Below are 531 nucleotides of genomic sequence, written 5' to 3' on the forward strand. Positions count from 1 at the left end.
CCCAGCCATATTTTTTATATTCAGGAGCAGGAAAAAATTCAGCTGCACCTATATCTAAGTCTCCTGAGCAAGGAATTCGACAAATGCCCCAATTAGCTACTTTTTTAACTCCTGTCTTATAACTTGTCCAAGTCCCTACAAATTGGTTGTTGCTATAGTCATCTGAATATTCTTCAATATCATCAAATAAAAACACTCCTTTATTGTTAATATACCATCTTAATAAAACCTTTCCTTCAAAGATACCCGTAGCTGATAATTTTTTATCTTCTCTAAAATGATAATCTGCAATGATAATTCCTTGTGATTTTATTTTCCCCACCATATCATCCTCTAAACCTTTAGAATGCTCTGCAAAAATATATATATGTTTGATTTTTATATCTCCTTCAAACAATCTTACATTTTTACCAACTTTTGTTTTCCCTTTTGCTATATAAAGACTATCATTTGTTGTTGATTTTTCTATTTTCAGAAAATTAATCTCTAATCTTCTTTTAATCTTTATATCAATAAACCCAATATAAGGAA

Annotated in this window: 1 pseudogene; it reads right to left on the minus strand. The window is 29.6% G+C overall.

The window, feature by feature from the left end:
• Window positions 1-531: pseudogene (locus tag HMPREF9073_RS15940) on the minus strand (hypothetical protein); the annotation flags it as partial.

It is taken from the genome of Capnocytophaga sp. oral taxon 326 str. F0382, from assembly GCF_000318295.1.
Classification (GTDB): Bacteria; Bacteroidota; Bacteroidia; order Flavobacteriales; family Flavobacteriaceae; genus Capnocytophaga; species Capnocytophaga periodontitidis.